A 23,979-nucleotide genomic window follows, 5' to 3' on the forward strand; every position below is an offset into this window, starting at 1 on the left:
CTTAAAGGCTTCCCACGGGCAGCCTCAGGCCGAGCGTGTCCGGGATCGCGCGGCCGACCCGGTAGAATTGACTCGTTAAGCCTGCCTACCAAAGAGGGGTCGAGACCGCCTGTGTCTGACGAGAGCGCAGCGAACGCATCGAGCGAGCCTGGGACCAACCCGCCGGATGCTCAGAGAGAATACGGGGCGAGCAGCATCACAGTGCTCGAAGGCCTCGAAGCCGTCCGCAAACGCCCTGGCATGTACATCGGATCGACAGGCCCCCGCGGCCTCCACCACCTTGTCTACGAGGTAGTGGACAACTCGGTCGACGAGGCCCTTGCGGGGTACTGCGACCACATCAAGGTGAGCCTCCAGCGGGACGGCGGCGTCCGCGTCGAGGACAACGGGCGCGGAATCCCCGTTGACGTCCACCCGACCGAGGGCAAGCCCACCGTCGAGGTCGTCATGACCATCCTGCATGCGGGCGGCAAGTTCGGCGGCGGCGGCTACACCGTCTCGGGTGGCCTCCACGGTGTGGGCATCTCGGTCGTGAATGCGCTCTCGACGAGGGTGGACACCGAAGTCCGTCGGCAGGGCTACGTCTGGAGGATGTCGTTCCGCGACGGCGGCCACCCCGTGGGCGGGCTCGAGCAGGGCGAAGCGACGGACGCGACCGGCACGATCCAGACCTTCTACCCGGACCCGTCGATCTTCGACAGCGTCGAGTTCGACTTCGAGACCCTTCGCGCGCGCTTCCAGCAGATGGCCTTCCTCAACAAGGGCCTGCGCATCACGCTCACCGACGAGCGCACGGCCCAGGTCGACGAGGAAGAGCTCGCCGACGAGGCCGAGCACGGTCCCGAGCCGCGGGTCGTCGACTACAAGTACGAAGACGGCCTCCTCGACTACGTCAAGCACCTCAACTCCTCGAAGAAGATCGAGGTCATCCACGAAGAGGTCATCGCGTTCGACAGCACGGACACCGACCGTGGGATGGCCCTCGAGGTCGCGATGCAGTGGACCACGGCGTACGCCGAGTCCGTGCACACGTATGCGAACACGATCAACACGCATGAGGGCGGCACCCACGAGGAGGGCTTCCGCGCAGCGATGACGTCCCTCGTGAACCGCTACGCTCGCGAGAAGGGAATCCTCAAGGAGAAGGAGGACAATCTCACGGGCGACGACGTCCGCGAGGGCCTGACCGCCGTCATCAGCATCAAGCTCGCCGAGCCCCAGTTCGAGGGCCAGACGAAGACCAAACTCGGCAACTCCGAGGCGAAGGGCTTCGTCCAGCGCGTCGTGACCGATCAGCTCGGCGACTGGTTCGAGCGCAATCCTGGTGCGGCCAGGGACATCATCCGCAAGGCCATCCAGGCCTCGCAGGCCAGAATGGCCGCCCGCAAGGCCCGCGACAACGCTCGCCGCAAGAGCCCGCTCGAATCGTTCGGCATGCCGGGCAAGCTCTCCGACTGCTCCTCGAAGGACCCCTCCGAGTGCGAGGTCTACCTCGTGGAGGGCGACTCGGCCGGCGGTTCGGCGAAGCGCGGCCGCAACCCGAACACGCAGGCGATCCTTCCGCTCCGAGGCAAGATCCTGAACGTCGAGCGTGCCCGCCTCGACAAGGCGCTCGGCAATGCCGAGATCCAGTCCATGATCACGGCCTTCGGGACGGGGATCGGCGAGGATTTCGACATCTCGAAGCTGCGCTACCACAAGATCGTCCTCATGGCCGATGCCGACGTCGACGGCCAGCACATCACGACCCTCCTCATGACCCTGCTGTTCCGCTACATGCGGCCGCTCATCGAGAACGGCTACGTGTACCTCGCGCAGCCGCCGCTGTACCGGATCAAGTGGTCCAACCACCCGCACGACTACGTGTACAGCGACCGGGAGCGGGACGAGATGATCCGCATCGGGCTCGCAAACGGGCAGCGTCTCCCGAAGGAGAACGGCATCCAGCGCTACAAGGGCCTCGGCGAGATGGACTACACCGAGCTGTGGGACACGACCATGGACCCCGATCGGCGCACCCTCCTCCAGGTGACCATGGAGGACGCTGCCGCGGCAGACCAGACCTTCTCGGTGCTCATGGGCGACGACGTCGAGTCGCGCCGGCACTTCATCCAACAGAACGCCAAGGACGTCCGCTTCCTGGACATCTGATCCTGCTTTCTGATCGGGCCTCCGGCCCAAGGACGAGCAGGAGCAACAAGAGGAGACATTCATGAGCGACGAGACGCCCGACACGCCGGGCCTCGGTCCTGACGGCATGCCCACCGGACCCCTCGCTGAGGGCGCCCTCATCGACCGCGTCGAACAGGTCGACCTGCAGACGGAGATGCAGCGTTCGTACCTCGACTACGCGATGGCCGTCATCGTCGGCCGCGCGCTGCCCGAGGTGCGCGACGGCCTCAAGCCCGTGCACCGCCGCGTCCTGTACGCGATGTTCGACGGCGGCTACCGCCCGGACCGCGGGTTCAACAAGTGCGCCCGCGTCGTCGGCGACGTCATGGGCACCTACCACCCGCACGGCGACATGGCGATCTACGACGCCCTCGTGCGCCTCATCCAGGACTGGGTCATGCGGTACCCGCTCGCGCTCGGCCAGGGGAACTTCGGCTCCCCCGGCAACGACGGCGCCGCGGCCCCGCGGTACACCGAGACCAAGATGGCGCCGCTCGCCATGGAGATGGTCCGGGACATCGACGAGGAGACCGTCGACTTCCAGGACAACTACGACGGCAAGAACCAGGAGCCGACGATCCTGCCGGCCCGGTTCCCGAACCTCCTCGTCAATGGCTCCTCGGGCATCGCCGTCGGCATGGCGACGAACATCCCGCCGCACAACCTCCGCGAGGTGGCCGACGGCGTCCAGTGGTACCTCCAGAACCCGGAGGCAACGCGCGAGGAGCTCCTCGAGGCACTCCTGCAGCGGATCAAGGGCCCGGACTTCCCCACCGGTGCGACGATCCTCGGCCACCGCGGGATCGAGGACGCCTACCGCACGGGCCGCGGCTCGATCACGATGCGCGCCGTCGTCAACGTCGAGGAGATCCAGGGCCGAACGTGCCTCGTCGTCACCGAGCTGCCGTACATGGCGAACCCGGACAACCTTGCGATGAAGATCGCTGAGCTCGTCAAGGACGGGAAGCTGCACGGTATCGCCGACCTCCGTGACGAGACCTCGGGCCGCACCGGCCAGCGCCTCGTGATCGTCCTCAAGCGGGACGCCATCGCGAAGGTCGTGCTCAACAACCTGTACAAGCACACCCAGCTGCAGGACAATTTCCCCGCCAACATGCTCGCGATCGTGGACGGCGTGCCCCGCACGCTCTCGCTCGACGCGTTCGTCCGCCACTGGGTAGCGCACCAGGTCGACGTGATCGTCCGCCGCACGCAGTTCCGGCTGCGGAAGGCCGAGGAGGAGATCCACATCCTCCGTGGCCTGCTCAAGGCGCTCGACATGCTCGACGAGGTCATCGCCCTCATCCGCCGCTCCCCCACGGTCGAGGAAGCCCGCGACGGCCTCATCGCGCTCCTCGAGATCGACGAGCTCCAGGCCCGGGCGATCCTGGACATGCAGCTCCGTCGTCTCGCAGCCCTCGAGCGGCAGAAGATCCAGGACCGCAACGACGAGCTCGAGGCCCAGATCGCGGAGTACCACAAGATCCTCGCGGACCCTGCCCGCCAACGGGCGATCATCTCCGAAGAGCTCGGGACGATCGTCGAGAAGTACGGCGACGACCGGCGGACCCGCATCCTCGCGGGCTTCGACGGTGAAATGAGCGTCGAGGACCTCATCCCCGAGGAAGAGATGGTCGTGACGATCACGCGTGGCGGGTACGTCAAGCGGACGCGCAGCGACCAGTACCGGCAGCAGAACCGCGGTGGCAAGGGCGTCCGCGGCGCCCAGCTGCGCGGTGACGACGTCGTCGAGCACTTCTTCGTCACGACGACGCACCACTGGCTCCTGTTCTTCACGAACCTCGGCCGCGTGTACCGGGCGAAGGCGTACGAGCTTGCCGAGGGCGGTCGCGACGCCAAGGGCCAGCACGTTGCCAACGTCCTCGCGTTCCAGCCCGACGAGCGGATCGCGCAGGTCCTCGACCTGCGTGACTACCAGGCGGCCCCGTACCTCGTGCTCGCCACGAAGAACGGCCTCGTGAAGAAGACCCGCCTCGAGGACTACGACACGAACCGTACGGCCGGCGTCATCGCGATCAACCTGCGCGACGGGGACGAGCTCGTCTCCGCCCAGCTGGTCTCCGAGGACGACGACCTGATGCTCGTCTCACGGCACGGACAGTCTGTGCGCTTCACTGCGGACGACGATGCGCTGCGGCCCATGGGCCGGGCGACGAGCGGCGTGACCGGCATGAAGTTCCGGGAGGACGACGAGCTCCTCGCCGCAGACGTCGTGCGAGAGGATTCGTACGTCTTCATCGTGACCGAGGCGGGCTACGCGAAAAAGACCGCGGTCGACGAGTACCGGCGCCAGGGTCGTGGCGGACTCGGCATCAAGGTCGGTAAGTACCAGGAAGGCCGCGGCCATCTCATGGGGGCACTGATCGTCAACGACGAGGACGAGGTTCTCGTCGTCATGGAGGGCGGCAAGGTCGTCCGCTCCGCGGTTTCGGGGGTGCCGGCCACAGGACGCGACACGATGGGCGTTATCTTCGCGCGGCCGGACGACGGCGATCGCATCATCGCGGTGGCCCGGAACACCGAGCGTGGGCTCACCGAGGCCGTCGAGGGCGAGGTCGTCGAGGCCGAGATCGAACCAGTCGACGACAGCGAGGAGGCCCGGGATGCCGTAACGTTGACCGGAGACTCTGTCGAGAACCCCGGAGGTAACGAGTGAGCACGCCCGAGAATGAAGCCCGTCCCGGCGGCTACCCTCAGGTGACCCCGCCGGCACGGCCCCCGCAGCGGCCGGCCGCTGCGCCGTCGTCCTCAGGGGGCTACCAGCCTCGCGGTGCCCAGGCTCCCTCCGCGCCGACCGCTCCCGCTGCGGCGACGCAGCGGCCGACCGTGGCCCCGGCCGCGACCGGTCAGCGTCCCGCCGGACGTCCTGCGCAGCGGCCGCCCCTCGGCGGCGCGCCGACGCAGGGCCTCGTCCGCCCCGCGCCGAAGGCCAAGCAGCGGCGCGCACGCCTCCTTGTGAGCAAGGTGGATCCGTGGTCGGTCCTCAAGATGGCGTTCCTCCTCTCAGTCGCTCTGGGGATCGTGACCGTCGTGGCGTCGATCGTCCTGTGGACCGTCCTCGACATCACCGGAATCTTCGACAAGATCAACGGTCTGCTGGGCCAGGTTGCGGGCTCTGAGAGCGGTGGCTTCGACCTTCGCAAGGTCGCGTCCCTGGGCCAGGTCGCCTCGTTCGCGACGATCATCGCCGTCGTCAACGTCGTCCTGCTCACGGCTCTTTCGATGCTCACGGCGGTGCTCTACAACCTCGCTTCTGCCCTCGTCGGCGGCCTCGGGGTGACCCTCACGGACGACTGATCCGGATTTGTCCGGGTTGCCCTCGGTGCTGTAGAGTCTTATCTCGGCCCGAGGGCAATATATGGACAATAGAGCCATATAAGGCCATGTAGGGGCGTATAGCTCAGGCGGTTAGAGCGCTTCGCTGATAACGAAGAGGTCCCAGGTTCAAGTCCTGGTACGCCCACGGATACTGCTTTCCACCCTTCGGAGGTGCCCGTTGAAGAAGCTGATTGCGTTCGCGATCGCTGCTGCTGCGGGCGTCTTTGTTTTCAAGAGGATGCAGGATTCCGAAGCCCAGAAGAAGGTCTGGAGCACCACGACGGATATCGTCGAGTAGCTCAAGGCCCGCGGGCAGCGGGGGCATGGCGCAATTGGTAGCGCACCTGCTTTGCAAGCAGGGGGTTAGGGGTTCGAGTCCCCTTGCCTCCACCCCGGGAAGCCCCGGCACCATTGGTGCCGGGGCTTCCGCCATTTCCGGTCGCCTGCTCGCTACCGCGCCTCCCGCAGCTCCGCCCGCCCGCTCCCGCGCCTCCCGCCCGCCCGCTACGGCGCCTCCCGCCCGCCCGCTTCCGCGCCTCCCGCCCGGTTGACGGTTTCCAACCACTCTGAGGGCGGCGTGTCTGGCGAAGACGCGCCAGACGGCCCCGAATAACCGGGCGGGAAGGCATACCGGGCCGGACGAGATCACGGGGTCCCACCGCGAGACCCTAGAGTGGACCGGTGACAGTCCTCCTCGCGGCCCTCGGCGTGCTCGGCGTCTCATCGTCGGGACCCCTCATCGCAGCAACCCTCGCGGGAAGTTCAGTCACCGCGCTCGCCATCGCCTTCTGGCGCAACGCGCTGGCGGCAGTGGTCATGGCTGCGCCCGTGGCCATCCGCGAGCCACGGCAGTTCCGGCAGCTCGGCCGCCGCGAGTATCTGTGGTCGTCCCTCGCGGGCGTCGCCCTCGCGTTCCACTTCGTGTGCTTCATCCTCTCGTTGACCCTCACCTCCGTCGCGGCCGCGACGGCCCTCGTCTGCCTCCAGTCGGGGTGGATCGCGGTCTTCTCCCTCATCCGCGGCCGCCGGCTCCCCCGGGCCGTGATCATCGGACTCGGAATCTCCTTCGTGGGCGTCATCGCCATCACCGGCCTGGACCTTGGATCCTCGCACGAGGCCCTGCTCGGAGACCTGCTGGCCGTCGCGGGTGGAGTCCTCGCCGGGCTCTACACGATGGCCGGAGGCCAGGCGCGTCAGACGATGAGCACGGGGACCTACACGGCCCTCTGCTACGGCATATGCGCGGTGGTCGTAGCGCTGCTCGCACTCGTTTCGGGGCAGCGCCTGGGTGGGTTCGAGCCGATCGGCTGGGCGGGAATCTTCGCCATCACGATTGCCGCCCAGCTCGTCGGGCACACGGCGTTCAACCACCTGGTCGCGACCCTGAGCCCTCTCGTTGTCTCGATGATCATCCTGCTCGAGATCCCCGGGGCCGCGATCCTCGCAGCGGTCTTCCTCCACGAGGTGCTCCCAGCCGGGACGTACGCGGGCCTCGCCTGCATCCTGGCCGGGCTCGCCGTCGTCGTGCTCGGGCAGCGGCGGGCGAGGCGCGAACGCGCGGCCGAAGCCGAGCTCGGCGCGGATTAGCCGACGACGGACCGCTTGGCGCCCGATGGCGAATTGGCCGCGCGAAGGGCGCGGATCAGCTTGGCGGGGAAGTAGACCGAGAAGAAGACGACCATAGGCGCCTTGAGCGCGATCTTCTTGACGTTGTGGGCCTTGTAGGTCCGGTCGAAGCGGGTGACGTAGTAGCGATAGTCGCTCGGCGAGTCCTCGAGGCGACGCGCGGACATGCCCGAGACCATCTCCGGCCAGTACTGGATGCGCATATTGTGCTCGGCGAGGTGCAGGGAGAGGTCGATGTCCTCGTGCATCTCGTCGTTCTCGTCGCGGCAGACCTCGCCACGGATCCTCTCCCACGCGCTCTTGCGCAGCGCCATGTTCGAGCCGAACAGGAAATGGTACTGGTGCTTTGCGAGCCTGAGCATGAGCTGCCGCACTTTGTCGTCCGCCTTGAGGCCGAACCGGCGCATCGGCATGTCGTAGTAGACGACTGGGCCGGTAGCGGCCTGCACGGACGGGTCCGCGAATGCCTTGAGTACTTCCTCGACCCAATCCGGTTCGAGGAGCGAATCGGCATCGATGCGCCCGAGGATCTCGCCCTGTGCGGCGTCGAGCCCGACATTCCGGGTCGGAATGAGCCCCTTCTCATCGTCCTGTGAGAGAAGCCGGATACCTGCCTCGGGATACTCCTGCTGCAGCTGGCCGACGATGGCGGCGGTGGCGTCCTTGCTCAGATTGTCGACGACCACGATCTCGAGGGCTGGAACCGACTGGTAGATCGCGGCAGTAACGCACTGCCGGATCACGGTCTCCTCGTTGTGGGCGGGAATGACGATCGACACGCTCGGACGGCCGGTCGCGTAGGTCGACGCGGAGAGGGCGGGTTCGAGTGCCATCACTGCCAATCTAGCAAAGGCGAGGAGGGGACCCGCAGTGTGCGGATCCCCTCCCAGCTATGTACGGACACGAGTTCCGTCGGCCGCCCTTGCTCCGGCTAGGACGCCCCGTCCTGGCTCGCGTTGTGGATTTCCTGCATGGCGGCCGCGGCGTCCTTGGCGACGTGCTTGGGCTCGCCCTTGGTCTCGGCGTCCTCGCCCTCTGCGGCCTCCGGGCCCATCGAGGTGTTGACGGCGGGCACAGGCGCCGGCTCGCTTGCCGCACCTGAAGCGTCGGCGGCCTGGGCGGTGGCGGTGTCCTCCGCCGGCTCCTTGGCTCCGGTGGCGGCCGTCGGAGCCGAGGTGGTCCCCTCAGGAACCGAGGCAACGGACTGCGAGGCAGAGGACGACGGCGGGGTCACCGGAACGGGCTTGACCGGAACCGGAGTCTTCCACGGGTCCTCGACGGGCTTGGCAGCGCGCCACGCGGCAATGCCGGCCGTGACCGCCGCCGCGACGACCCCGAACATGAGCAATCCGCGGCGCTTCTTCTTGCCCGGCTGGGCCGTGGCCTGCTGGGCGGCTTCATGCGCCGCGGCGACGGCCTGCTTCGCGGCGGCGTCGGCCTGACGGACGATGCCGGATTCGGTGAGCTTCTGGGCGACGGCGTCCACCTGGCCCGGAGCAGCCGAGAGGCCGCGGTTCACGGTCTCCGCTGCGGTCGCGAGCCCCTCGGAGATCAGGGGAAGCACCTGATCGGCCGCATCCTTGATCACGGGCGCGGCCTTGTCCACGACCTCGTGGAGGCGGGGAGTTGTAGTGTCGACGATCTCGCTGATCTTCGGGCCGAGGTGCGAAAGCCCCTCCTGGATCTTCGGGGTCACGACGGCGACACCCTCCGCCAGGCTGTTCGCTGCGGTCTTGAGGCCCTCCTGGACCTTCGGGGAGGCGGCATCGAGACCCTGCTGGATCTTCGGGACGGCCCACTCCATTGCCGCATCCACGCGGGGCTGGGCCCAATCGCGCGCATTCTCGACGCTGGTCGTGACGGTCTTCTCCAATGATTTCTTCACAGCTACCTCCAGATATCTGCTCGGCTATCGCCAGCCTACGAGAGCGAGACCTCGTATGCTACGAAAACAGGTCTTTCCCTGCTGCAAGGTTCCCGATTTCACCGAGCGCAGAACGTCCGGCAGCGCTCGGCTGGCTCTGACACGCCCGTGGAACAATGAGCCCATGAGTGCTAATGCAACCGCCAAGGCCACCATCCACACGAACCACGGAGACATCGTGGTCAACCTCTTCGGCAATCACGCGCCGAAGACCGTGAAGAACTTCGTGGGACTCGCGACGGGCGAGCAGTCCTGGACCCACCCGGAGACCGGCGAGGACAAGACCGGAACCCCCCTCTACGACGGCACGATCTTCCACCGCATCATCAAGGACTTCATGATCCAGGCCGGCGACCCCCTCGGGAAGGGCATCGGCGGCCCCGGCTACCGCTTCGACGACGAGATCCACCCGGAGCTGAACTTCAAGGAGCCGTACAAGCTCGCGATGGCGAACGCCGGCATCCAGGGCGGCAAGGGAACGAACGGCTCCCAGTTCTTCATCACGACCGTTGACACGAGCTGGCTCTACGGCAAGCACACCATCTTCGGCGAGGTCGCGGACGAGCAGTCGAAGAAGGTCGTGGACGAGATCGAAGGCGTGCGCACCGGACTCCAGGACCGCCCTGTCGAGGACGTCGTGATCAGCTCGATCGACATCGAGCAGCTCTAGCCTTCCCATGAGCTACGGAATGCCCCCCGCGGAGCCGGCCGCCCCGCCCGTGTGCCCCCGCCACCCCGACCGCGTCTCCTATGTGAGGTGCCAGCGGTGCGGGCGGCCGGCGTGCCCGGAGTGCCAGCGGCCGGCCGCGGTGGGCATTCAGTGCATCGACTGCGTGCGGGAAGTCGCGGCGCTCGCGCCGCGCGGCCGGTACGGAAGCGCTCTGCGCCGGTCGGGCCAGCCGGTCGTGACCTGGTCCATCATCGGGGCCTGCGTCCTGGTCTACGTACTCGAATGGCTGCTCCCCAACGACCTCGTCTTCCAGACCTTCGCGTACGCGACAGTCCTCACGGGCATCGAACCGTGGCGCATGTTCACGAGCGCGTTTCTGCACTCGCAGAGCTTCATCCTCCACATCGCGCTCAACATGTACACCCTGTGGATCTTCGGCCGAGTCCTCGAGCCTGCGCTCGGACGCTGGCGCTACCTCCTGGTGTATCTGATCTCGGCACTCGGCGGCTCGGTGGGATTCTTCCTCCTGACGCCGGTGTCGATGACCGCCGTGATAGGCGCATCGGGTGCGATCTTCGGGCTCTTCGGGGCGCTCTTCGTCGTCGTCCGCCAACGCGGCGGCAGCGTGCGCCAGCTCCTGGTCCTGATCGCCATCAACGCGGTGCTGGGGTTCGTCGTCCCTGGGATCGCCTGGCAGGCGCACTTGGGCGGCCTCATCGCGGGTGGTCTGACGACGGCGGTGATCGCGTACGCTCCACGCGGCCGCTACCAGCTCGCGGTGCAGATCGGCGGGCTGGTGGCCGTCACTGCGCTGCTCGTGGTCCTGACGGCGGTACGCGTCGCCAGCCTGGGTCTCTCCCAGCCCTCGACCATCGGCTCCTAGCTGCCCAAGGGAGCGTTGAGGGTGCCCCGGTCGGCGCCCCAACTGCCCCGCCAGTATCTGGGGCCCGTCGCTGACGACCGTTTTCCACAGCCGCCATCCACATGTGTGCACAACTTACAGACCTGTAGTTAGACGGCCTGAACCCCGAAATGGCGGGAGCTGGAAGCCCTTGTGAGAGCTCCGCTCCCGCCGCTGGATCCTCGCCTGTGGATATCTCTCCCCGGAGCCTGTGGATCCAGACTCCGTTCGTGGGCTCATGCCGTGCGGTCCAAAAGTTCGTCGAGCCGCTCGTAGCCTTCGCCCATCCCATCCGTCATTCCGGCCTCGAGCATGGCGTCACGCGCGGCGACGGACTGGAAGGTGGAGTGGACGGTCAGGCGGCACCGTCCCTCCCCGAGCGGCTCGATCTCGGCCGCATCGAGGGAGACGTGCCCCGGCGCCCCCTCGAATTCGAACGTCTGCACCAGGCGGCGCGGCTCCGAGAGCTCATGGAAGGACCCGTGGAAGGCGAAGGAGGGTCCGTCGTCGGCGGACTGGACGAAGCGGTACGACCCCCCGCTCCGGGCGTCGAAGCGGTCGATCGTGGTCGCGTACCCGCGGGGCCCGACCCACTGGCTGAACAGCTGTGGATCGACGTGTGCCCTGTAGACGCGCTCCGCCGGGGCGTCGAATTCGCGGACGACGTCCACGAAAGGCAGTCCGGGTTCAGCGCTGACCTGGGTGGTCTTGGTCGTGGTCATGGTGTTTTTCCTCCGATGCAAGAAGGGCGTCGAGGCGTTGGTAGCGTTCCTCGACCGCGTGGCGGTAGCCGTCGAGCCAGGTGGTGAGACGACCCAGAGCGGCGGCATCAAGATGGCAGGGGCGGCGTTGGGCGTCGCGGCTGCGTGTGATGAGACCGGCCTCCTCAAGCACCTTGAGGTGCTTCGAGACGGCCTGCAGGGTCACGGCGAACGGTTCGGCGAGCTCGTTCACCGTGGCATCTCCTTGGGCGAGGCGTGCGACGAGTCGCCGGCGGAGGGGATCCGAGAGGGCGGCGAAGGCACGGTTGAGACGGTCTTCCTCCGCAGTCTCGGGATCAGCGGTTGAGGTGTCCACAAGGTGCCTTCCGAAGGGTCCAGCCAACATCCTGATCAACCTTCGTGTTGATAAACGCTCTTGTTGTTCAACGTATCGGTTGAATAAGATCAAACTACGCGCTCCGATGGCGAGGGTCAAGGCTTCCTGTCATCCTCTGTCCACAGTGTTTATCCACAGTGTGGGTAACTTACAGGCTTGTAGTTCCGCCGCCGGTCGTCGCCCACACCGCCGGATTGGCGGCTCCGCGCCGCTGAAGTGCCGCGAGAATCAACAGCTGTGGATAACTGTGGGGATAGGCCCTGTTGGAAAGTGCACAACCCGGGCCTCCCACGGATTAGGCTCGGCTGAGGAGGGCAGCGCCTATGAGCAATCTTGAACTCGAGCCCCAGGAAAGCCGCTGTGGAGCGGACAGTGCGGACGTGGTGGGCGTCGAACTGATCGTTCCTCGCGACGTCCCCCTCGGCGGCCTTCGTGCCATGCCTGTGCGGAGAACCCTGCCCTCGAAGGAGCGGAGCCTCATCGGCGCGTGGTGCTTCCTTGACCACTACGGCCCCGACGACGTCTCCCTGACCGGGGGCATGCGCGTCCCGCCCCACCCGCATACGGGCCTCCAGACCGTGAGCTGGCTGTTCACGGGCGAGATCGAGCACCGGGACAGCGCGGGACACCACGCCTTCGTCCGGCCGGGGGAGCTCAACCTCATGACGGCGGGCCGCGGCATCAACCACTCCGAGTACTCGACCCCCCGGACGACGATTCTGCACGGGGCCCAGCTCTGGACTGCCCTCCCGGACGCGTCCCGCCATACAGATCCCGGCTTTGAGCGCTACGTGCCAGAGCCGATCACGCTGCTCGACCCGGAGGGGAAGGCTGCCGGCGAGGCACGCGTCTTCCTCGGCTCCCTCGTCGGGACCTCCTCCCCTGTGCCGACCTACTCGCCCCTCCTCGGCGCTGAGCTCACGCTCGAGCCGCACACCGCCGTCGTCCTCGAGGTCGATCCGGCCTTCGAACACGGAGCCCTCGTCGACCAAGGCGAAGCTGAGGTCGAGGGTGCCGCGGTGCCGCGGGACGTGCTCGCCTACCTCTCGCCGGGCCGGGGCGCACTGCGTCTCGCGAACGACCGGGACGAGCGGCTTCGCCTCCTCCTCCTTGGAGGGCGCCCGTTCGAGGAGGAGATCACGATGTGGTGGAACTTCGTCGGGCGGGATCACGACGAGATCGTCGCGTACCGAGCGGCGTGGCAGCGCGAAATCGGGGCGGAGGCCGCCGAGGGCACGGAGGCGGAGCGGAAAGCGCATGACGGCGTGCAGTTCGGTGGCGTCGTCGAGGCCACCCGAGGCGAGCCCGCACTCCCGGCTCCCGCTCTCCCCCACGTCCGCCTCCGGTCCCGCGGAGGATCACGCGAGAGGAAGCAGGGATGAGCGAACGGATCGAGATCGTGCACGTTCCGGAGCACCATCGCTACGAGCTGCGCGACGGGGCGAGGCGGATTGGCATGGCGCTCTACCGGCTCCAGGAGGACGGCGCTGTATATGCGTTCGACCACACCGAGGTTGACGAGGGGTACTCCGGGCTCGGCCTTGCGAGCCGCCTCGTGGGTTTCGCCCTCGACGATGTCCGTGCGAAGGGCGCGCGGATCCGGCCGTACTGCCCGTACGTCCGCGCTTTCCTGCGCCGTCATCCTGAATACCGCGACCTCGTCGTCGACGGTTTCGTTGCCCCCGAGGACTGAGTTCTCCACAAAGTTGTCCACAGGGGTGGACAACTTACAGGCTTGTGATTCGCTACGGATGATGCGCCTTCGGCCGCTGGCCCATCGGGATCAAGAGGGGACGGAGCGCCATCCTCTGGGATTTGCTCCACAGGCTGTGGAAAGGTTTCCGCTCAGTATGCACACCCTGTGGGCACTACTACGCTGGCCAGCGTGAGCTCGACAAGCCAGACACCGCCGTCCGCCGTCGCGGCAGAACGTCCGCTCGCCCTCGTCACCGGCGTCGGGCGGCACGCGGGGATCGGAGCGGGCATTGCGCGCGAGCTCGCGCGGCAGGGATGGGACCTGGCGCTCTCGCACTGGTCGGCCTACGACGCGAGGATGCACGGCGGCCCACCCCCGCACGACGCCGAGGAGATCGCCGCAGAGCTGCGTGCCCGAGGCGCCTCCGTCCAGGTCATCGAGGCGGACCTCGCCGATCCCGCGGTGCCCGCCGAGCTCCTCGAACAGGCCGGAGAGCTGGCGCCGGTGCGGGCCCTCGTCCTGAGCCATGCGGAGTCCGTCGATTCCTCGATCCTCGACACGAGCGTGGAATCCTTCGACCGCCACTTCGCCGTGAACGCTCGAGCCTCCTGGCTCCTCGTGAAGGCATTCGCCGAGCAGTTCCCCGAGAGCCTGCGCGGTCTCGGCCGCATCGTCGCTCTCACGAGCGACCACACCGCCCACAACCTGCCCTACGGCGCCAGCAAGGGAGCACTAGACCGGATGGTCCTGGCGGCGGCCCGCGAGTTGGGCCACCTCGGGATCAGCGCCAACGTGCTCAACCCCGGGCCGGTCGACACCGGATGGATGGACGACTCGACCCGCGCGGGCCTGACGGGCCGCCAGCCGGGGGGACGGCTCGGGACGCCGGCGGACGTGGCAGCCGTCGTCGCCTTCCTGGTGAGCCGACCGGGCGGGTGGATCAACGGTCAGCTCGTGAAGGCCGACGGCGGGTTTTCGGCCTGAGCGCGCGGCGGCCCTGAGTGCACTGGGTTCCCCTCGGTGCAGGGGGCCCAGTGCTCTCGTCCATCAGTGCGCTTGTCCTCAGTGGTCGAAACCGGCTCGGTGGCCTCGAAACCGGCTCAGAGGCCTCAATGCGCTGGCGCCGCCGCCACCGCGCCTTCCGGTGCCGGAACCGCCGGCCGATTGCGCAGGAACACCGCGAGGATGATCGAAGCGATGGCCACGACGGCGGCAACCAGGAACGCCGCACGGAAGCCGTTCATCTGGGCCTCGAGGGGACTGACTGCGGCCCCGGCAACCGTCGTAGCCCGAGCCTGCGAGGCCATGACTCCCACGAGCAGCGCGGTCCCTGCGGCGCCCGCGACCTGCTGGAGCGTACTCAGGATCGCCGAGCCGTGGCTGTAGAGATGCGGCGGAAGCGGGTTCAGCCCGCTCGTGAAGGCCGGCGTGAACAGGAGGGCCAGGCCAAGGGACAGCCCGATGTGCAGCGAGAGGACCATCCAGATCGGAGTGTCGCCGGCGAGGAACGCGAAGACGAAGAGGACTGCGGTCATGAGCGCGGTTCCCGCGAGCGTCAGCGGAAGCGGGCCGACGCGGTCGAACCACTTGCCGACCATCGGCGCGAGCAGGCCCATCACGAGGCCGCCGGGGAGAAGCAGGAGGCCGGTCGCGAGCGTGTCGAGGCCGCGGACCTGCTGCAGGTAGATGGGCAGCAGGATGACCACGCCGAACAGGGCAATCATGCCGACCACGAGCAGTGCGGTCGCGACGGTGAACATCGGGTGCAGGAAAGCACGGAGGTCGAGCAGTGGCGAGCCCGAGCGCTGGAGGCTCAGCTGCCGCAGGACGAAGAGCGCGAGGCACACGAGGCCGACGGCAAGCGGGATCGTGGGCCCGAGGCCGCTTCCCGCGCCGCCCAGCTGGCTGAGGCCGTACACGAGGCCGCCGAATGCCGGCACCGTCAGCACCACGGAGAGGGCATCGAGTCGAGGCCGCTCCCCCTCGGCGTCGCCTCCGAGGTGCCGGGCACCGAAGACGAGCGCCGCCAGGGCGATCGGGAGAACCGCGAGGAACATGAAGCGCCACGGAAGGAACTGGAGGATGAGGCCAGAGATGGTCGGACCGATCGCGGGCGCAACCGAGATCACGATGCTCACCGTCCCCATGACCTGGCCTCGGCGGGCGACCGGGACGAGCGAGAGGACGCTCGTCATCAGCAGTGGAAGCATGATGGCAGTTCCGCACGCCTGGACGACGCGGGCGAGGAGCAGGACCGGGAATCCGGGTGCCAGCGCCGCCAGGAGCGTTCCGGCGCTGAAAAGGCTCATCGCGAGGATGAAGACGCTCCTGCGCGCGAGCCTCTGAAGGAGGAAGCCGGTAGTGGGGATCACGACGGACATCGTGAGCATGAAGGCGGTCGCGAGCCACTGCACGGTGGGGGCATCGATGCGCAGCTCGGCCATGAGCCGCGGCAGCGCGACGTTCATGATCGTCTCATTGAGGATCACGACGAATGTGGCCGTCACGAGGGCGGTGATCACAAGGCGGTTCTCGCGTGAAATCTGATGGTCGGACGCGGGCGTCACGGCTTCTCCTGGGGAGGTAGGGCGCGGAAGCGGTCGATCCGCCCTCACACTGTGTGCAACATCAAGTCTGCCCGAAAATTCCCCGCCAGTCCGCCGCTCCCTGCGCCCTTTTGGGAAGGTTGAATATCTGTCGAACCTCAGGCGAACTCGAGCTTGCTAAGCTCTTAAAGCCCGACCGCCCCCAGCGGCCGGCCCATCCCCCTCTCAAGTCCGGACGGACGCCTTCTGGCGCGCCCGTCGGACGCCCGCCGAACTCGAGGAGATCCTGCAGCAGATGACAGTCTTGGCCTCGTGCTCCGCCTACGACGACTACGACGAGGACTACCGGTCCGACCTCGACGCCAAGTACGAAGAGGGCTTCGGCCAAGGTCCCGAGCTTGCCTACGACGACGAGGATGAGTTCGACGACCTGTTCGCCGACGTCTTCGACGATGACGACGATGACGACGATGACGACGAGGCCGCGCCTTCGCGGACATCGACCCCCAAGGCAACGACACGGAAGTCGCCCGCGAGCAAGATGTCGACCTCGCGGAATTCCGCTCCCACGCTCGCTTCTGTCGCGGTCTCGGCTTCAGTGGCCTCGGCCCGGACTCCCGAGGCGCCCATCGCGCAGCCCTCGACCACAGACGCTCCTGCCGCGGTGGACACTGCGGAGGCCGCGGACAATGCAGCCAGTGCCGACCCCGTGCTCGCCGCGCTAGCCGAGGCCGCTACGCGGGCGCGGGTGGCAGCCGAATCGGCGGGAAACGCCGCGAGGCGAGCCGTCTCCGAGGCGGTCGCGAAGGCCGCTGCTGCGAAGGCTGCCGCCGCCGAGGCCTCTGCGGCGGAGGAGGAAGCGCAGCTCGCCCTCGCCCGCTCGACGGAGGCCGAGGAGTTCGCCCGCGCCGCCGCCGACCGGCTCGCGGCGGCGACGGAGGCTGCTCGGCGGTCGGCAGTGGAAGTGCTGCCTGACCCGGCTGCGACGGCGGAAACCGTGGAAGAAGACGAGGCGCCCGACCCTCGCGCGGCGAGCCTCGACGCGCCGGACGGCGAACAGGTGCCGCCGCCCGCCGTCGTCCGCGACGACGTCGAGGTGACGGACCCGCTGCGGGCGCCCTCGATCGCTCCCGTCACGGAGCACGTGGAGTTCCTGCGGAAGCTGCGGCCAGGCCTCGAGGTCCCCTACGTCGACCCGATGCACTCGGTCGAGGAGTGCCGCATCGTGAGCCTCTTCTCGAACACGGGCGAGGCCAGCCCCCAGGGATTCGTATGGGCGGGGGACGACGCCGCCGCCACCCGGCTCCTCGGCCTCCAGTACCAGCTGGGCCTGCGCCCCGAGTGGATCATGCCGTGGAACACCCACCCCTGGTTCACTCCCGGCGAGGCTAACGGCAAGCTCACGCCGGACCAGGTTCAGGCCGGGCTCAAGCCCCTCCTCGCGCTGCTCAAGATCCTCCCGCGCGCGTCGGCCATCGTCGCGCACGGCCCCGAGGCGAACCGGCTCGCGCAGATGCTCCTCAAGACGGGCAACCCGCTCATCTGGCGCCGCGGCCTCAAGGTCTACAAGGCGCGCTCGCTCCACGGAAGGGCCTTTGCCGGTTCGAAGGAGCGCCAGACGGAGTGGCTCATCGAGATGGGCAAGGCGTACGCGGACGCGATGGCGCGCGCTGGCCTCCAGCTCGCCCGGGCCTAGCCGGGCCGGGGCATAGTACGGCCCGCCCCTGGCTGGGACCGGGGCGGGTCGGTTTCAGCGGCTCCGCGGTTTGCGGAGATGCGCGACGGAGTCCGAATCGAGGGTTACCTGGCGTTTGGCCTTCTTGGCCGCGCGCTGCTCCTTGATGGACTTCGACGGCTTCTTGTGCTCGCCCTGATGTGGCTGCTTGTCAGGCATGTCAGCTCCTCAGCATCGGCCCCCCATGAGCCGACGATACGCCGCTAGACTGCTGGGCACCATGGCCTTTTCGCACGCCCCCGCCTCGTCAGGTTCCTCGTCTCCCTCCGCGGTCCGCATCGACTCGTGGCTGTGGGCAGTGCGCGCGTACAAGACCCGTTCAGCGGCCACCGCGGCCTGCCGAGCGGGCCACGTTCGGCTCAACGGGAACCCGGTCAAGGCCTCCCAGACCGTCGTGCCGGGCGACACCGTCCGGGTCAGGCAGCCGGGATTCGAACGGATCCTCGAGGTGCACGTCCTGATCGCCAAGCGTGTCGGCGCCGAGGCGGCCTCCCGCTGCTACACGGACCACACCCCAGAGCGACCGCCCGTGCCGTTCCTCGGCCTTCCGCAGCGGGACCGAGGCGCAGGACGGCCCACGAAGAAGGACCGCCGAGAGATGGAGAGGCTTCGCGGCCACCGCGAGGGTTAGCTACGCGCCCTGGAACCGGAGGATGCGCTCGACGGCGGTCGTCACCGCCGTCGAGCCCGCGGCGAAGCTGAGGCGAACCGAGCGGCCGCCGGAGACGACGTCGAAATCCGTGCCCGGCACGATGGCGACTCCCTCGGACTCGAGCAGCTGGCGGCAGTAGGCGCGCGAGTCCCCGAACCTCTCGAGCTGGGAGCCGAGCTCCGCGTAGAGGTAGAACGCGCCGTCGGCCGGTGCAGCGGGCCCCCAGCCGAGGGCGCCGAGCCTCCCGAGGAGCGCCCTTCGCGTCTCCGCGTACTGGGCGACCCAAGCGTCGGCCTCGGCGTAGGAAGCCGGTGAGAAGGCCTCGACCGCGGCGAGCTGGGAGGGTGCAGGCGGGCAGAGGGCGAGATTTCCGGCGAGGGCGTCTACGGCCCCGAGAAGTTCCTCGGGGAGCAGCATCCATCCGAGCCGCCAGCCCGTCATGCCCCAGTACTTGGAGAAGCTCGAGATGACGATCGTGTCCCGCGCGAGATCGTCTCCGAGCTCCCACGCGCAGACGCCGCGCGGGCTGTGCTCGTCGGCGACCGCGTCCGGGTAGGTGATGCCGTGGTAGATCTCGTCGCTCACGAGGCGGGCCCCGTTGGCCGAGCACCACGACGCGATCGCCTCGAGTTCGGCTCGGCTCACCATGGTCCCCGTCGGATTGGCGGGCGAGGCGAGAACGACGCCGGCGAGGGGGCCGTGCTCGCTGGCCGCGGCATCGAGCAGCTCAGGCGTCGGCTGATACCGCGTCTCAGGGCCGCAGGCGATCTCCACGACCTGACAGCCGAGGGCAGCGAGGATGTTGCGGTACGCCGGATATCCCGGCCGTGCGAGGGCGACCCGGTCCCCCGCCTCGAAGGCCGCGAGGAAGCCCAGCAGGAATGCGCCCGAGGAACCGGTCGTGACCGCCACCCGGCGGGGATCGATCTCGAGCCCGTACCAGCGCCGGTAATGGGCGGCGATCGCCGAACGCAGCTCCGCCGTCCCCAAGGCGGGGGTGTAGGTGAGCGGGCGCTCGGACGCGTGGATGGCTGCGGCCCTCGCCGACACCCCGGACGGTGCCCCGCCGGATGGCTCCCCGGCACAGAGCGAGACGACGTCCCGTCCCGCAGCCCGGAGCTCGTCGACCCTCGCGAGGATGTCCATGACGGCGAACGGTGCGACCTGAGAGCGTGCGGACGCTGCGAGGTGTCGAAGGCTCATGGCCCCCAGCTTGTCACAGGCCCTCGTCCGGGGTGCAGGGCCTCCGGTAGCGTGAGGCGCATGGAACACATTGCCCTCGTGACGGGGGCGTCCAGCGGAATCGGCGAGGCCACGGTCCGCGACCTCATCGGCGCAGGATTCACGGTCTACGCCGCGGCCCGGCGGGTCGAGCGGATGCAGGGGCTAGCCGAACTCGGAGCCCGGATCCTCTCGATGGATGTCACCTCGGACGAATCGATGACCGACGGCGTGCGGCGCGTTCTCGCCGATGCCGGGCGCATCGACGTCCTCGTGAACAACGCCGGATACGGCTCCTACGGCGCACTCGAGGAGGTGCCGATCTCCGAAGCCAGGCGCCAATTCGACGTCAACCTCTTCGGACTCGCCCGCCTCACGCAGCTCGTGCTCCCCGGGATGCGGGCCCGCAGGTCGGGGACGATCGTCAACATCTCCTCGATCGGCGGCAAGTTCTACGAGCCGCTCGGCTCCTGGTACCACGCGGCCAAGTTCGCCGTTGAGGGCCTCTCGGACTCGCTGCGCATCGAACTCCGGCCCTTCGGGATCCGTGTCGTCCTGATCGAGCCCGGGCCGATCCTCTCCGAGTGGAGCTCGATCGCCCGTGAATCCCTCATCGAGAGCTCGGAGGGGACAGCCTACGAGGGCAACGCGCGGAAGGTCGCGGGTGTCCTGGCGGGCGTTGATGTGCCCGGACGTGCGAGTCCCCCGGACGCCGTCGCGCGGGCCATCGTCAAGGCTGTCCAATCGAAGAGTCCCGCCGCCCGCTACCCCGTGGGCGGAGGAGCGTGGCCCATCCTGGCCGCGCGCAAGCTGCTCCCGGACAGGGCGTTCGACCTGATCGTCCGGAGCGTGTACGGGCACTGACCCGGAGACATGAACCGCTGCACCACTCAGTCCGGAGGTACTGAATGATGGAAGAGCTCGACGGGCAGTACAGCGAGGAAGAGGGCCGGGCCTCGGTGACCTTCGTGCGTTCGTATCCGGTCGCGGCCGCGACTGTGTGGGACGCCGTGAGCACGCCGGACGGCCTGGACGGGTGGTTCCCGTCCGCCGTCGCCATCGACCACTCGGCACGCACGGTGACGCTGACCGACGATCCCAACATGCCGCCGTCGTCCGAGCGGATCACCGCGTGGGAGCCGCCGGAGCGATGGGCGTTCGACTGGGGTGAGGACTCCCTCGAGTTCCTCGTCCAGGGTTCGGGCGCGGATGCGGAGCTCACTCTGCGCAACTGGCTCGGCGACCGGATGGCCGCCGCGCGCAACGCCGCGGGCTGGCACGTGTGCCTCGCGGAGCTCGCCGTCAAGCTGGGCGGCGGGGAACCCGGAGGGCCCCACAATGAGGGCGCCCTCGCGTGGCAGCCCCTGTACGACGGCTACATCCGTGAGGGGCTCCCGTTCGGAGCCCCGATCCCGGGGAACGGCTAGCCGCGCCCAGCGGCCGCTACGGGCTTCCGCAGCTGCGGTGAGCTACTTCGCCGTTGGGGACCCGCTCGTGCTCGGGGACGACGCCGGGGCCGTGCTCGAAGTACCAGCCGAAGTGCTCGTGGCCGAGGGGCTCGGGGACGGGGTGCCGCGGGAGCCCGAGGCGGTCTCGAGGTCGGTCCGCACGAGGGCGATGGCGGTGAGCACGTCCTGCTTCCGGGAGACGCTGAGCTTGCCCTGGGCCGCGGCGTCATTCGCCTCGCGTTCGATCTCCGCGAGCTCCTGGAGTGCTTGCGCGTAGTGGCCCGCGGCGGCCTCGGCCCTCACGTTCTGGGCTGCCGACTGGAGGTCGGCGGCGACGCCCGAGTCCATCCCGGAAGGATTCTGGGCGCAGCCGGCGAGCGTTGCCACGGCGAGGCACGCGGCTGCTGCGGCGGACACGAGTCGCTGGCGGCTGACGATCACGGTCGGACACTCCGTTCGAGCTGGGCGATATGGCTCCCGAGTGGCCCCGGGACGGGTGACGAGCCCGGCGCGCTCGGCACCGACCGGGAGTCGGGCGATCCCGCGTGCAGGACAAGAGGGACCACGGTGATGAGGGCGAGGACGACGACGGCGGCCGCCACCCACGCGAGCGGGCGCCGGTGCAGCGGGGCACGACGAGGCGGTTGGGGTGTTGCGGCGCGTGGACCCGACGGCGGGAGGCGGGTCGCGTCGTCGTCCGCGCCCGCGGAGGGAGGGACGGTGCCCGCCGCGGGAGGGACGGTGCCCGCCGCGGGAGGGATGGTGCCCGCCGCGGGAGGGATGGTGCCCGCCGCGGGAGGGGTGCCGGCGCCCTCGAGCATGGCGGCGACCTCGGCTGCAGTGGGCCGTTCCGAGGCATCCTTGGCCATCATGCGCGGCAGGAGGGTGGTCCACGGCGCACCGAGCTCGGCGGGCACGCGGGGCTCGCGGAGGAGGCGAGCGACGGCGGACTCGACGGCGCCGCCCGGATACTCGATGCGGCCGGTAAGGGCCTCGAGGAGCACCAGGCCGAGCGAATACACGTCGGAGGGCGGTCCCACTGGCTCCCCGCGGGCCTGCTCCGGGCTCAGGTAGTGGGCGGTGCCAATGGTCGTGTTCGTGTGGGTCACGCGGCTCGCGTCGATGACGCGGGCGACCCCGAAGTCCGTGAGCTTGGCGGGCCTACGGGGTCCCACAGCGATGGCGGGATCCGGCACGATCACGTTGGCGGGCTTGATGTCGCGGTGCACGATGCCGAGGGCGTGGATGTACGAGAGGGCGCTCGCAAGGTCCGCGCCGAGACGCCGCACCTCGTCCCCGGTGAGCGGACCGTGCCGCAGGCGCTGGCGCAGGTCGCTGCCCTCGAGGAACTCCATCACGAGATACGTGACCTGGGCCTTGCCGTCGGCGCTCGTCTCCGTGCCGACGTCGTAGAGGCGGACGAGGCTCGGATGGTTGAGGCGAGCGAGGACTTCCATCTCGCTCCGCCGCCGGCGATCATTCTGCGGGTCGGGAGAGTGGGCGCGGAAGACCTTCACCCCGACGATCCTGCCGAGGACCTCGTCGCGGGCCCGGTACACCTTCGCCATCGCTCCGCTGCCCGCGACCTCGAGGAGCCGATACCGCCCTCCGATGAGGGAGTGCTCGAGCCGCATGTCGCTCTCGGCCACGATCTGCCCCTCCATCACCGGACTCTTCCCGCCCCAGCCTAGTCGACCGACCCCTGCGCTCCGTGTTCGAGCACGGAGCGCAGGGTCTCGAGATCGCGTTGCACGGCTGCGGCGTCCGACTCGAAATCCTCGTCTGAGACACCGGGTTCGCGGCGGAGGTGGAAGACCGCGAGGCTGTGCGCGCCGTCGTGCAGGATGCGGAACTGATTGAGGACGGTTGCGCCGGTAGGAAGCGTGACTCTGTGGTCCAGGATTCCCTCGGCGACGTCGCCGACGAAGCTGACCTCTACGTCGCCCATCGGGGACGAGGCGATCCAGAGCTCACCCTCGGCCCGAATCCCACCCGCCAGCCCTTCCGCCCACAGCGGAAGATTCGCGGGGTTGCCCGCGAAGGCGGCGACGTCGCCGGCTGGCAGGGAGATGGGGATGGTCAGGTGGCGGAACTCTGACATACCTCGAGCGTAGTCCGGAGGAGTCCGCCGGCCCCTTCATTCTTGCGGAGGGTCGCGAAGAGGAGGCGTCCTCTCGCTTGAGGCCCGGCGTCGCTTGAGGCCCCGCGTCGCTCGGGGCGACGACGGGTCAGCCGTTGATGATCTGGGGTTGGCCGAGGTGCTTGAGGCCTTCGACGCCGAATTCGAGGCCGTAGCCGGAGTGCTTGGCGCCGCCGAAGGGGACCATGGGGTGGACGACGCCGTGGGCGTTGATCCAGACGGTGCCGGCCTCGAGGCGGGAGGCGACCTCGCGGGCGTTGTCCCTGTCGGCGGACCAGACGGAGGCGCCGAGGCCGACCTCGAGGCCGTTGGCCATCTCCACGGCCTCCTCCACGGTGGAGTACTTCACGATGGGCAGGGCGGGGCCGAACTGCTCCTGGGCCACGAGGGGGTTCGCGTTGTCGATGTGGGCCACCAGGGTGGTGGGGTAGAAGTGGCCGGGCTGGTCCTCGTCGGGGTTCCCGCCCAGGAGCACTTCCGCGCCGGAGGCCTTGGCGGCCTCGACGAGGCGGGCGACGATCTCGTACTGGGCCCTGTTCTGCAGCGGGCCGAGCAGGTTCTGCTCGTGGAGCCCGACGCCCATGGGCACGGCCGCGGCGTACTGGGCCAGGGCCCGGCACACGTCCTCGTAGATGTCCTCGTGGACGTAGAGGCGCTTGAGGGCGGCGCAGGTCTGGCCGGTGTTGATGAAGGCGCCCCAGAACAGGCCCTCGGCGATCGCCTCGGGGTCGGCGTCGGGCAGGACGATGCCGGCGTCGTTGCCGCCGAGCTCGAGGGTCAGGCGCTTCACCGTCTCGGCGGAGGAGCGGAT

25 protein-coding genes and 2 tRNA genes are annotated in these 23,979 nt (G+C 68.6%); 16 read left to right on the plus strand and 11 right to left on the minus strand.

Annotated features, from left to right (window positions below):
- Positions 1-111: 111 nt before the first annotated feature.
- From gyrB to E6A21_RS14650, 7 genes are all read left to right on the plus strand, one after another.
- On the plus strand, positions 112-2,151 hold the full coding sequence (gene gyrB / locus E6A21_RS14625) for a DNA topoisomerase (ATP-hydrolyzing) subunit B (protein ID WP_138444897.1): 2,040 nt from the start codon (positions 112-114) through the stop codon (positions 2,149-2,151).
- 61 nt (positions 2,152-2,212) lie between these two features.
- Positions 2,213-4,849: a DNA gyrase subunit A gene (gyrA, locus tag E6A21_RS14630; protein ID WP_138444898.1), complete on the plus strand. Its 2,637-nt coding sequence runs from the start codon at positions 2,213-2,215 to the stop codon at positions 4,847-4,849.
- Positions 4,846-5,490: a DUF3566 domain-containing protein gene (locus tag E6A21_RS14635; RefSeq protein ID WP_246036533.1), complete on the plus strand. Its 645-nt coding sequence runs from the start codon at positions 4,846-4,848 to the stop codon at positions 5,488-5,490. The genes gyrA and E6A21_RS14635 overlap by 4 nt, the downstream gene beginning before the upstream one ends.
- Positions 5,491-5,582: 92 nt before the next feature.
- Positions 5,583-5,656 (plus strand) — tRNA-Ile (locus E6A21_RS14640).
- 33 nt (positions 5,657-5,689) lie between these two features.
- On the plus strand, positions 5,690-5,809 hold the full coding sequence (locus tag E6A21_RS18040) for a DLW-39 family protein (protein WP_212745949.1): 120 nt from the start codon (positions 5,690-5,692) through the stop codon (positions 5,807-5,809).
- Between the two features lie 19 nt (positions 5,810-5,828).
- A tRNA-Ala gene (locus E6A21_RS14645) sits at positions 5,829-5,901 on the plus strand.
- 291 nt (positions 5,902-6,192) lie between these two features.
- Entirely contained in the window at positions 6,193-7,098 is a 906-nt protein-coding gene (locus E6A21_RS14650; RefSeq protein ID WP_138444899.1) for a DMT family transporter, read from the plus strand.
- Here the strand turns inward: E6A21_RS14650 and E6A21_RS14655 are convergent.
- A complete protein-coding gene (locus E6A21_RS14655; protein ID WP_138444900.1) occupies positions 7,095-7,970 on the minus strand; it encodes a glycosyltransferase family 2 protein in 876 nt (291 codons plus the stop codon). The two genes, E6A21_RS14650 and E6A21_RS14655, sit on opposite strands and share 4 nt — an antisense overlap.
- A gap of 98 nt (positions 7,971-8,068) precedes the next feature.
- The gene (locus tag E6A21_RS14660) at positions 8,069-9,022 is read right to left on the minus strand and encodes a hypothetical protein (protein ID WP_246036535.1); all 954 of its coding nucleotides are present in this window, start codon (positions 9,020-9,022) and stop codon (positions 8,069-8,071) included.
- A gap of 163 nt (positions 9,023-9,185) precedes the next feature.
- Between E6A21_RS14660 and E6A21_RS14665 the strand changes: the two genes are divergently transcribed.
- A complete protein-coding gene (locus tag E6A21_RS14665) occupies positions 9,186-9,731 on the plus strand; it encodes a peptidylprolyl isomerase (RefSeq protein WP_138444902.1) in 546 nt (181 codons plus the stop codon).
- Between the two features lie 7 nt (positions 9,732-9,738).
- Positions 9,739-10,614, plus strand: a complete 876-nt coding sequence (locus E6A21_RS14670) for a rhomboid family intramembrane serine protease (RefSeq protein ID WP_138444903.1) — start codon at positions 9,739-9,741, stop codon at positions 10,612-10,614.
- A gap of 254 nt (positions 10,615-10,868) precedes the next feature.
- On the opposite strand, the gene E6A21_RS14675 is transcribed toward E6A21_RS14670, so the two are convergent.
- Entirely contained in the window at positions 10,869-11,354 is a 486-nt protein-coding gene (locus E6A21_RS14675) for an SRPBCC family protein (protein ID WP_138444904.1), read from the minus strand.
- The gene (locus E6A21_RS14680) at positions 11,320-11,739 is read right to left on the minus strand and encodes an ArsR/SmtB family transcription factor (RefSeq protein WP_138444925.1); all 420 of its coding nucleotides are present in this window, start codon (positions 11,737-11,739) and stop codon (positions 11,320-11,322) included. Before E6A21_RS14680 ends, E6A21_RS14675 begins: the two co-directional genes overlap by 35 nt.
- Before the next feature lie 314 nt (positions 11,740-12,053).
- On the opposite strand from E6A21_RS14680, the gene E6A21_RS14685 reads away from it, so the two are divergent.
- The 3 genes from E6A21_RS14685 to E6A21_RS14695 all read left to right on the plus strand — a co-directional run bounded on the left by E6A21_RS14685 (position 12,054) and on the right by E6A21_RS14695 (position 14,410).
- Complete coding sequence (locus tag E6A21_RS14685) at positions 12,054-13,112, plus strand: pirin family protein (protein WP_138444905.1); 1,059 nt, start codon at positions 12,054-12,056, stop codon at positions 13,110-13,112.
- Complete coding sequence (locus tag E6A21_RS14690; protein ID WP_138444906.1) at positions 13,109-13,423, plus strand: GNAT family N-acetyltransferase; 315 nt, start codon at positions 13,109-13,111, stop codon at positions 13,421-13,423. Before E6A21_RS14685 ends, E6A21_RS14690 begins: the two co-directional genes overlap by 4 nt.
- Before the next feature lie 192 nt (positions 13,424-13,615).
- A complete protein-coding gene (locus tag E6A21_RS14695) occupies positions 13,616-14,410 on the plus strand; it encodes an SDR family oxidoreductase (protein ID WP_171041422.1) in 795 nt (264 codons plus the stop codon).
- Between the two features lie 125 nt (positions 14,411-14,535).
- On the opposite strand, the gene E6A21_RS14700 is transcribed toward E6A21_RS14695, so the two are convergent.
- Positions 14,536-16,041, minus strand: coding sequence for a DHA2 family efflux MFS transporter permease subunit (locus E6A21_RS14700; protein ID WP_425471563.1), 1,506 nt, complete (start codon positions 16,039-16,041; stop codon positions 14,536-14,538).
- Between the two features lie 1,129 nt (positions 16,042-17,170).
- Here E6A21_RS14700 and E6A21_RS14705 point away from each other — a divergent pair.
- On the plus strand, positions 17,171-17,668 hold the full coding sequence (locus tag E6A21_RS14705; RefSeq protein ID WP_342777878.1) for a uracil-DNA glycosylase family protein: 498 nt from the start codon (positions 17,171-17,173) through the stop codon (positions 17,666-17,668).
- A 54-nt stretch (positions 17,669-17,722) separates the two neighbouring features.
- Here E6A21_RS14705 and E6A21_RS17960 read toward each other — a convergent pair whose 3' ends face one another.
- Positions 17,723-17,866 (minus strand): hypothetical protein, encoded by a 144-nt coding sequence (locus E6A21_RS17960; RefSeq protein WP_171041423.1) that lies wholly within the window; start codon positions 17,864-17,866, stop codon positions 17,723-17,725.
- Between the two features lie 61 nt (positions 17,867-17,927).
- Here E6A21_RS17960 and E6A21_RS14710 point away from each other — a divergent pair, with 61 nt between their 5' ends.
- Positions 17,928-18,338: an RNA-binding S4 domain-containing protein gene (locus tag E6A21_RS14710; RefSeq protein ID WP_138444908.1), complete on the plus strand. Its 411-nt coding sequence runs from the start codon at positions 17,928-17,930 to the stop codon at positions 18,336-18,338.
- Here the strand turns inward: E6A21_RS14710 and E6A21_RS14715 are convergent, their stop codons facing one another.
- Positions 18,339-19,562 carry an aminotransferase class I/II-fold pyridoxal phosphate-dependent enzyme gene (locus tag E6A21_RS14715; RefSeq protein WP_138444909.1) on the minus strand — a complete coding sequence of 408 codons (1,224 nt, stop codon included), beginning with the start codon at positions 19,560-19,562 and terminating at the stop codon, positions 18,339-18,341.
- Positions 19,563-19,622: 60 nt separating this feature from the next.
- Here E6A21_RS14715 and E6A21_RS14720 point away from each other — a divergent pair, with 60 nt between their 5' ends.
- Both E6A21_RS14720 and E6A21_RS14725 read left to right on the plus strand, forming a co-directional pair.
- Positions 19,623-20,444: an oxidoreductase gene (locus tag E6A21_RS14720; protein WP_138444910.1), complete on the plus strand. Its 822-nt coding sequence runs from the start codon at positions 19,623-19,625 to the stop codon at positions 20,442-20,444.
- A 44-nt stretch (positions 20,445-20,488) separates the two neighbouring features.
- Positions 20,489-21,007, plus strand: coding sequence for an SRPBCC family protein (locus tag E6A21_RS14725; protein WP_138444911.1), 519 nt, complete (start codon positions 20,489-20,491; stop codon positions 21,005-21,007).
- A gap of 42 nt (positions 21,008-21,049) precedes the next feature.
- Here E6A21_RS14725 and E6A21_RS14730 read toward each other — a convergent pair whose 3' ends face one another.
- The 4 genes from E6A21_RS14730 to E6A21_RS14745 form a co-directional block, all read right to left on the minus strand.
- Complete coding sequence (locus E6A21_RS14730; RefSeq protein WP_138444912.1) at positions 21,050-21,469, minus strand: hypothetical protein; 420 nt, start codon at positions 21,467-21,469, stop codon at positions 21,050-21,052.
- Complete coding sequence (locus E6A21_RS14735; protein WP_246036541.1) at positions 21,466-22,692, minus strand: serine/threonine-protein kinase; 1,227 nt, start codon at positions 22,690-22,692, stop codon at positions 21,466-21,468. Before E6A21_RS14735 ends, E6A21_RS14730 begins: the two co-directional genes overlap by 4 nt.
- A 23-nt stretch (positions 22,693-22,715) precedes the next feature.
- Entirely contained in the window at positions 22,716-23,129 is a 414-nt protein-coding gene (locus E6A21_RS14740) for an SRPBCC family protein (RefSeq protein WP_138444913.1), read from the minus strand.
- Positions 23,130-23,256: 127 nt separating this feature from the next.
- On the minus strand, positions 23,257-23,979 hold a 723-nt coding region (locus E6A21_RS14745; RefSeq protein ID WP_138444914.1), incomplete at its 5' end, for an aldehyde dehydrogenase family protein.

The organism is Sinomonas susongensis (genome assembly GCF_005877005.1).
Taxonomy (GTDB): Bacteria; Actinomycetota; Actinomycetes; order Actinomycetales; family Micrococcaceae; genus Sinomonas; species Sinomonas susongensis.